The sequence below is a fragment of the Bacillota bacterium genome (genome assembly GCA_023511835.1).
Classification (GTDB): Bacteria; Bacillota; Sulfobacillia; order JAIMAT01; family JAIMAT01; genus JAIMAT01.
The window spans coordinates 1-8,116 of the sequence record JAIMAT010000085.1 but is presented as its reverse complement, the minus strand read 5'-3'; the positions used below and the strand labels follow the sequence as shown (position 1 = coordinate 8,116).

7 protein-coding genes and 1 tRNA gene are annotated in these 8,116 nt (G+C 74.1%); 1 reads left to right on the top strand and 7 read right to left on the bottom strand.

Going from position 1 to position 8,116, the window contains the following annotated elements:
* The 5 genes from K6U79_09980 to K6U79_09960 form a co-directional block, all read right to left on the bottom strand.
* Positions 1-2,171, bottom strand: a 2,171-nt coding sequence (locus K6U79_09980; protein MCL6522679.1) for a molybdopterin oxidoreductase family protein, incomplete at its 3' end; no start/stop codon positions are given.
* Positions 2,172-2,221: 50 nt separating this feature from the next.
* Positions 2,222-3,100, bottom strand: a complete 879-nt coding sequence (gene lipA / locus K6U79_09975; GenBank protein MCL6522678.1) for a lipoyl synthase — start codon at positions 3,098-3,100, stop codon at positions 2,222-2,224.
* A 79-nt stretch (positions 3,101-3,179) separates the two neighbouring features.
* A complete protein-coding gene (locus K6U79_09970) occupies positions 3,180-4,535 on the bottom strand; it encodes a 2-oxo acid dehydrogenase subunit E2 (protein ID MCL6522677.1) in 1,356 nt (451 codons plus the stop codon).
* Positions 4,536-4,605: 70 nt separating this feature from the next.
* Positions 4,606-5,592, bottom strand: a complete 987-nt coding sequence (locus K6U79_09965; GenBank protein ID MCL6522676.1) for an alpha-ketoacid dehydrogenase subunit beta — start codon at positions 5,590-5,592, stop codon at positions 4,606-4,608.
* 3 nt (positions 5,593-5,595) lie between these two features.
* On the bottom strand, positions 5,596-6,726 hold the full coding sequence (locus K6U79_09960; GenBank protein MCL6522675.1) for a thiamine pyrophosphate-dependent dehydrogenase E1 component subunit alpha: 1,131 nt from the start codon (positions 6,724-6,726) through the stop codon (positions 5,596-5,598).
* Between the two features lie 372 nt (positions 6,727-7,098).
* Between K6U79_09960 and K6U79_09955 the strand changes: the two genes are divergently transcribed.
* Positions 7,099-7,173: transfer RNA gene (locus tag K6U79_09955), tRNA-Ile, on the top strand.
* A gap of 31 nt (positions 7,174-7,204) precedes the next feature.
* Here the strand turns inward: K6U79_09955 and queF are convergent.
* The gene (queF, locus tag K6U79_09950) at positions 7,205-7,609 is read right to left on the bottom strand and encodes a preQ(1) synthase (protein MCL6522674.1); all 405 of its coding nucleotides are present in this window, start codon (positions 7,607-7,609) and stop codon (positions 7,205-7,207) included.
* Positions 7,610-8,116, bottom strand: a 507-nt coding sequence (locus K6U79_09945; GenBank protein MCL6522673.1) for a queuosine precursor transporter, incomplete at its 5' end; no start/stop codon positions are given. It abuts the gene before it with no gap.

Genomic DNA, 8,116 nt, shown 5'->3' with positions numbered 1-8,116 from the left:
GGCGCCGCCTCCACCAGCGTCCCGTGGAAGGTGGCGCCACCGCCCAGGTCGGCCGGCCGCTGCGACGTGAGCGCGTTGACGTTCCGCCCGCCCGGGCTGTCGCGGAGCCACCAGAGGCTGGGGCTGACCAGGACGCCCGGGCGGGTGGCGCGCCCGTCCACCCGCGCCCAGAGGAGGACGCGCCCGCGGTCGTTCCAGAGCGCTACCAGCTGGCCGTCGCGGATGCCGCGGGCCTCGGCGTCGCGGGGGTGGACGAAGACCGTCGGTCGGACCTCGTTCCGGCGCAGCGACTCCACGTTGGCGAAGCTGGAGTTGAGAAAGTGCTTGGCCGCCGGGCTGACCAGCTGGAGCGGGTAGCGGCGGGCCAGCGCCGGGTCGCCCTCCGGGCTCTCCGCCTCCGGCGTCCAGTCGGGGAGGCGGCCGATGCCCGCGCGCTCCGCCCGCTCCGAGGCGATCTCGATCAGGCCGGAGGGCGTCGGCAGGCGCCCGCGGCCGTCGGCGCCGCGGCAGTCAGCGTAAGGCAGCCAGGGCCGCGGCAGGTCGAGGCGGACGGAGTGCTCCGCGCGCAGCCGCTCGAGCGGGATCCCCGCGGGCGTGAGCGCCTGGCGGATCATCTCCTCGTCCGTCTCGCGGAAGCAGGCTTCCTCGAAGCCCATGTGCGCCGCCAGGCGGCGGAAGAGCTCGGTGTTGGGAACCGCCTCGCCGAGCGGCGGGATGGCCGGCTCGTTCAGCTGGACGTAGAGGTGCCAGTAACTGGTATGGACATCCAGCTGCTCCAGCTGCGAGGTGGCCGGGAGGAGGATGTCGGCGTAGCGCGCCGTCTCCGTCATCACCAGCTCCGAGACGACCAGGAAGAGGTCCTCGCGCGCGAGCCCCCGCAGCACCTTCTCCTGGTCCGGTGCCACCGCGGCGGGGTTGGAGTTGTAGACGAAGAGGGCGCGGATGGGGGCCACTTCCTCCGGCGGGGTGCCGGGCGGGGCGCCCAGCGCCTCCGGGTCGCCGAGGAGCGCGTCGCCCAGCCGGATCATGTTGATGCGGCGCGGCCGGCGCTCGCCCAGCAGGTCGGGCCGCTGGAGCGCCCGCCGGTCGACGGGGAAGGCCGAGCTGTTCGAGAGGAGGAAGCCGCAGCCCGGGTACCGCCAGGCGCCCGTCAGCGCGGGCAGGAGCGAGAGATTGCGGATGGTCTGGCCGCCGTTCCCGTGCCGCTGGAGGCCGTAGCCGGCGCGGAGGAGCGAGCGCGGCTCGCTCCCGTAGAGGCGGCCGAGCTCCTCGATCTCCGCCGCCTCGAGGCCGGTGATCGGCGCCGCCCAGGCGGGCGTGTAGCGCTCGAGGCGCGGCTCCAGCTCCTCCCAGCCGACGGTGTTCCGCTCGAGGTAGGCCCGGTCGAGGCGGCCGTCGCGAGCGAGGATGTGCATCAGCGCCAGGGCGAGCGCGCCGTCGCTCCCCGGCCGCGGCTGCAGCCAGAGGTCGGCGCGCCTGGCGGTGTCGTGCCGGTAGGGGTCGAGGCCGACGACGGTGGCGCCCCGGCGGCGCGCCTCGTCGAGGAGCGGCAGCATGTGGACGTTGGTCGCCGCCGGGTCGATGCCCCAGAGGAGGATCAGCCGCGCGGCGGGGATCTCCTCCGGGTCGGGGCCGAGCCGCCCGCCGTAGGTCAGCTGGAGCGCGCTCTCGGCGGCTGTGGAGCAGATGGTCCGCTCCAGCCGCGAGGCGCCGAGGCGGTGGAAGAAGCGCCGGTCCATGGAGGCTTCCTGGAGGAGGCCCATCACGCCCGCGTAGCTGTAAGGGAGGATCGCCTCCGGCCCGGACTCGGCGATGATCCGGCGGAGGCGGTCGGCGACGGTCTCCAGCGCCTCCTCCCAGCCGATGCGCTCGAAGCGCCCCTCGCCCTTCCGCCCCACCCGCCGCATGGGGTAGAGCAGCCGCTCCGGGTGGTAGACGCGCTCCAGGTAACGGTTGACCTTGACGCAGAGGAAGCCCCGCGTCACCGGCATCGTCGCGTCGCCCTCGATGCGGACGGCGCGCGGCGTGCCCTCCCGCTCCTCCACGGTGGTGACGAAGGAGCAGGTGTCCCAGCAGTCGTGGGGGCAGACGCCGCGGACGAGGCGGCGGCCGCCCCCGCTCGCCTCCTCCGCCCGCGCACGCTCCCCCGCCCCGCGGACCAGAGCCGCCATCGGTACCCCTCCCGAGCCGGGCAACCGGCGCCGGTGTGCCCCGCGCCCGCCTATCCGCGCAGCCGCGCCACCTGCTGGTCGGCGTGGTAGGAGCTGCGGACGAAGGGTCCCGCCTCGACCACGCGGAAGCCGAGCTCGAGAGCGCGTTCCTTGAGCCTGCCGAACTCCTCCGGCCGGTAGTAGCGCGCGACGGGTACGTGGCGCTTGGAGCTGCTGGGCCGGAGGTACTGGCCGACGGTCAGGATGGAGACGCCCACGGCGAGGAGATCGCGCATGGTCGCCTCGATCTCCTCGAAGCTCTCCCCCAGGCCCACCATCAGACCGGACTTGGTCGGAATCTCCGGCGCCAGGCGGTGCGCCTCGGCCAGCACCGCCAGCGACCGCTCGTAGCCCCCCTTCAGCCGTACCTCGGGATGGAGGCGCCGGACCGTCTCGATGTTGTGGTTGAAGATGTCGGGCCGCGCCTCCATCACCGTCCGCACCGACTCCATCCGCCCCAGGAAGTCCGAGGTGAGCACCTCGACGCTCGTCCCCGGCGAGCGCCGCCGGATGGCCCGGACGGTGGCGGCGAAGACGGCCGCGCCTCCGTCGGGGATGTCGTCCCGGGTGACGCAGGTGACGACGGCGTGGCGGAGCCCCAGCTGCGCTACCGCCTCCGCCACCCGCTCGGGCTCCTCCCAGTCGACGAAGCCCGGCCAGCCGGTCTGGACCGCGCAGTAGCGGCAGGCGCGGGTGCAGGTGTCGCCCAGGATCATGAACGTGGCCGTGCGTCGCTCCCAGCAGTCGAAGATGTTGGGGCAGCGCGCCTCCTCGCAGACGGTGTGCAGGGCGAGGCTCTGGCCCAGCTCCCGCACCTGCCGGTAGTTGGGACCCGCCGCCACGCGCACCCTCAGCCAGTCGGGCCTGGCGCCGGTCGCCGCCTCCGCCATCGCTTCGCCTCCCGCCCGGGCCCGGCCGCCCGCCGGGCCCTCCCGGCCGGAGCGCCTTGCCGCGCCCGGCCCGCCGAAATCAGAGGAACTCCTGCTCGGGGCGGTAGCCCTCCAGGCGCCGCCTGACCGCCGCCAGGAAGCGCCCGGCCAGCGCCCCGTCGATGACGCGGTGGTCGATGGAGAGACACACGTTCATCATACTGCGCACCGCCAGGCCCTCCCCGTCGGCCGTCTCCACCACCACGGGCCGCTTGACCACACGCTCCATGGTGATAATGGCCACCTGGGGCGGGTTGATGATCGGGTAGGAGAGGACCGAGCCGGTGGCGCCGGTGTTGTCGACGGTGAAGGTGCCGCCCTGCACGTCCTCCAGCGCCAGCCTGCCTGCCCGGGCCTTCTCGGCCAGCTGCCGCGCCGCCCGCGCCAGGCCCACCAGGCTGAGCGCGTCGGCGTTCCGGATCACGGGCACCACCAGGCCGGAGTCGGCGGCCACCGCGATGCCGAGATGGACCGCCTGGTGCAGGAGGACACCCTCCTCCGTCCAGGTGGCGTTGAGCATGGGGAAGTCGCCGAGCGCCCGCGCCACCGCCTCCAGCATGAAGGGCAGGAAGGTGAGCTCGAAGCCCTCGCGGCGCCGGAACTCCTCCTGGACCCGCTCGCGCAGCCGAGCCAGTCCGGTCACGTCCACCTCCACCATGGTCCAGGCGTGGGGGATCGTCTGCTTCGCCTCGACCATGCGCCGCGCCATCGTCCGCCGGATCGGGTCGAGCGGCACCAGGCGGTCGCCGCCGGGCGCGGCCTGCGCCGCGGGCGCGGCGGCGGGGGCCTGGGGGACCGGCGCCGGCGCGGCCTGCGCCTCCGTCCCCGCGGTCGCCTCCGACCGGAGCCCCGCCGTCGCCTCCTCCTTCCGCCGTTCCAGCGCGGCCAGCACGTCCTCGCGGGTGACGCGGCCGTGCGCGCCCGTCCCGCGGAGGCTGTCCAGGTCGATGCCGTGCTCGCGGGCGAGCCGGCGGACCACCGGCGAGTAGCGCCCGCGCCACGGGTGCAGCCCGTCGGCGCCCTCGCCGCCGGCCGGGGCGGCCTGCGTCCCGGGCGAGGCGCCGGCTTCCGGGGCGGCGGCCGGCGCCGGCTCCGCCCTCGCCGCCTCCCCCGGCCCGCCGCCCGCCGCCGAGACCGCGGCCGTCGCCTCGGCGCCCCGCAGGGTAGCGATGGGCGTGCCGACGCGAACGGTCTCGCCCTCGGGGACCAGGATCGCCTCCAGGACGCCGCCGGCAGGAGCGGGCACCTCGGCGGTCACCTTGTCGGTGACCACCTCCACCAGCGGCTCGAAGCGGCGTACCTCCTCGCCGGGCTGCTTGAGCCAGCGCGCGATGGTCCCCTCGGTCACGCTCTCGCCGAGCTGGGGCATGATCACCTGGGTCGTCGCCTGCGTCATCCGTCAGGAAGCCTCCTCGTCGCGGGGCGCTCCCGGCCCGCCACGCGCCCGGCGCGCCCCCCCCCCGCCTTCAGAAGCGGGCCAGCTCGCGGATGGCCGCCGCCACCCGCTCCGCGTCGGGCAGGAAGACGGCCTCCAGGTTGTGCGCGAAGGGCGCGGCGGGCACGTCGGGCGCCGCCAGGCGCCGGACGGGCGCGTCCAGGTCGAAGAGCGCCTCCTCGGCCACCAGTGCGGCCAGCTCGGCGCCCACGCCACCGGTCTTGTTGTCCTCGTGGACGATGAGCACGCGGCCCGTCTTGCGCGCCGAGGCGAGGAGGCTCTCCCGGTCCAGGGGCGCCAGCGTGCGCAGGTCGATCACCTCGGCGTCGATCCCTTCCTCCCGCCAGAGGCGGTCGGCCGCCTCCAGGCACCAGTGGACCGCCAGGCCGTAGCTGAAGACGCTCACGTGCCGCCCCGGCCGGCGCACCTCGGCGCGTCCGATGGGCAGCTCGTAAGGCTCCTCGGGCACCTCGGCGCGGATGAGGCGGTAGGCCTTCTTGTGCTCGAAGAAGAGCACCGGGTCGGGGTCGCGGATGGCGGCCAGGAGGAGCCCCTTGGCGTCGTAGGGCGTGGAGGGGGTGACGATCTTGAGGCCGGGCACGTGATAGAAGAGCGCCTCGACGCTCTGCGAGTGGTAGAGGCCGCCGTGCACACCCGCCCCGTAGGGCGCGCGGACGACCAGCGGGCAGCCCCAGTCGCCGTTGGAGCGGTAGCGCATGCGCGCCGCCTCGTTGACGATCTGGTTGAAGGCGGGGTGGATGTAGTCGGCGAACTGGATCTCGGCCACCGGGCGCAGGCCGTTGACCGAGGCGCCGATGGCCACGCCGACGATGGAGGACTCCGCCAGCGGCGTGTCGATCACCCGCTCCGGGCCAAAGCGCTCGATCAGCCCTTCGCTGGCGCGGAAGACGCCGCCGCGCACCCCCACGTCCTCGCCCAGGAGGATGACGCTCTCGTCCTCCTCCATGGCCTGCCGGAGCGCCTCGTTGATGGCCTGGATGAGCGTCCGTTCCGCCATCGCTCACGCACCTCCCGCCCGGCCCAGACGCGGGCCGTAGGGGCTGGGCTCGGGTCCGAAGGGCTTGCCCTCGTAGAAGAGGTGGCGCGTCAGCTCGCCCGGGTCGGGCTCCGGCGCCGCCAGCGCCTGGTCGGTGGCGGCGTCCACCTCCGCCTGCGCCTCCTGCCAGACGCGGCGGAGCCCGGCCTCGTCCAGCAGGCCCGCCGCGCGGAGGAGCGCCTCGAAACGGGGGATGGGGTCGCGCGCCTTCCAGGCCTCCACTTCCTCGCGCGTGCGGTAGGTCCGGTCGTCGTCGTCGGAGGAGTGAGGCGTGGTCCGGTAGGTGACCGCCTCCACCAGCGTCGGCCCGCCGCCCGCCCGGGCCCGCTCCACCGCCTCGCGCACGGCGCGGTAGACGGCGAGCACGTCGTTGCCGTCGACGCTGGCGCCGGGCATGCCGTAGGCGGCCGCCCGATCGGCCACGCGCGGGACGGCCATCTCCTTCTCCAGCGGCTCGGAGATGGCGTACTGGTTGTTCTCGCAGAAGAAGACCACCGGCAGCCGGTGGATGGCGGCGAAGTTGAGCCCTTCGTGGAAGTCGCCCTCGGCGGTGGTGCCGTCCCCGAAGGAGACGTAGGTGACCGCGTCCTCGCCGCGCAACTTGGAGGCCAGGGCGGTGCCCACCGCCTGGGGGATCTGGGTGCCCACGGGGCTGGACTGGCTGACCACGTGCAACCGCCGCGAGTTGAAATGGCCCGGCATCTGCCGGGCACCCGAGGCGGGGTCGCCCGCGCGGGCCAGCAGGCCGAGCAGGATCTCATAGGGCGTGAAGCCGATGGCCAGCGCCAGCGCGTAGTCGCGGTAGTAGGGGTAGAAGAAGTCGTGACCCGGCACGAAGGCCGCCCCCGCGCCCACCTGCGCGGCCTCGTGGCCCTGGGCGGAGATGACGAAGGGCGCCAGCCCCTGTCGGTTCAGCTGCCACATGCGCTGGTCCAGGAGGCGCGCGCGGACCATCTGGCGGTGGAGCCCCAGGAGCTGGTCGTTGCCCAGGCCCGAGCGGCCCAGCGCCTCCAGCTCCTCGCGGCCGGCCGCGGGAAGCGGGGCGCGCCCCCCGGAACCGGCCGGCGCTCCCGCCGGCTTCCTCTCGTCGGCCATCCTCGTCCCTCCTTGCGAGGCGAGCTGGGCGCCCGTGGCCGGGTCGCCCCGGGCTGGGCGGAGCCGCGGCCATCCGCGGGAGGAAGCCCCGCGGCCGCAGCGCATCCCGCACCCTGCGAAGGTGGCCGGCGCCGCCCGACCTCAGGCGCACACCCTAGGCGTTCATCCCATGCCTAGGGTCTACAACCTATGCAAACCCCGGCTCATTGTACCGGCTGGCACGGGTTACGGAAAGACGAAAAGAAGTTTCTTGGAGTAAATGGAATTCGCCGGCAGGTCGTCGACCCGTCCGCCGCCGGGCCCGGCCCCCGCTAGACGCCGGCGCCGGCCGGTGTGGTAGAGTACCGGACGGATCGATCCCGCCCTCCCTTTGCGCCCGTAGCTCAGCGGCAGAGCAGCCGACTCATAATCGGTGGGTCGCAGGTTCGAACCCTGCCGGGCGCACCAGCAGCTCGCCCGGGGACCGGTCCGCCCCCCTCTACGCCCGCTCGGCCCCGGTCCCGGCCGCGGCCGTGGCCACGATGCGGATGCCGCCGCGCGGCTTCTGCTCCACCCGCACCCGCACCCAGTGCGGCCGGGCGGCCGCCTGCACGTCCTGCGCGATGCGCGCGGCCAGCGCCTCGGCGAAGACGCCTTCCTCGCGGAAGCTCCAGAGGTAGAGTTTCAGGCTCTTCGACTCGATGCAGAGCCGGTCGGGGGCGTACTCGATGGTGACCGTCTCCCAGTCCGGCTGGCCCGTCACCGGGCAGAGGCTGGTCACCTCGTCGCTGGAGAGGATGACGTTCTCGACGCCCTCGGGCTTTGGGAAGGTCTCCAGCTTCCGCCTCGGCTCGCGCACCGGATGGCCCAGCGCCTCGAAGCGGTACTCCGGCTCGCCCGCCATTCAGTCCACCTCCAGGGAGAAGGGCGTGTAGCGCACGCCGTGGTCGAAGGCGTCGACGCCCTCGACGCGCTTCAGCCAGCCCACCACGGCGTAGGTGAGGGGCGTCGCGGCCGCCTCGTAGAGCACCTTCCAGGCGTACTGCGCCGCGATCATCTGCCCGAGGACGGCCGGGGGGACCGAGCCGAGGAAGGTGCCCGTGATGAAGATCAGGGTGTCGATGCCCTCGCCCACCGCCGTCGAGCCGATGGTCCGCGTCCAGAGCCAACGGCCGCCGGTGAGAAGCTTCATCTTGCTCAGCACCGCCGAGTTGGCGAACTCGCCGGCGAAGTAGGCCAGCATGGAGGAGGCCGCCACGCGCGGCGTCACGCCCAGGACCGCGTCGTAGGCGGCGGCTCCGTGCCAGAAGGCCGGCGCCGGCAACGCCGTCACCGCGGCGTAGACCAGCACCGCCATCAGGTTGGCGGCGAAGCCGGTCCAGATGACGAGGCGCGAGCGCCGGAAGCCGTA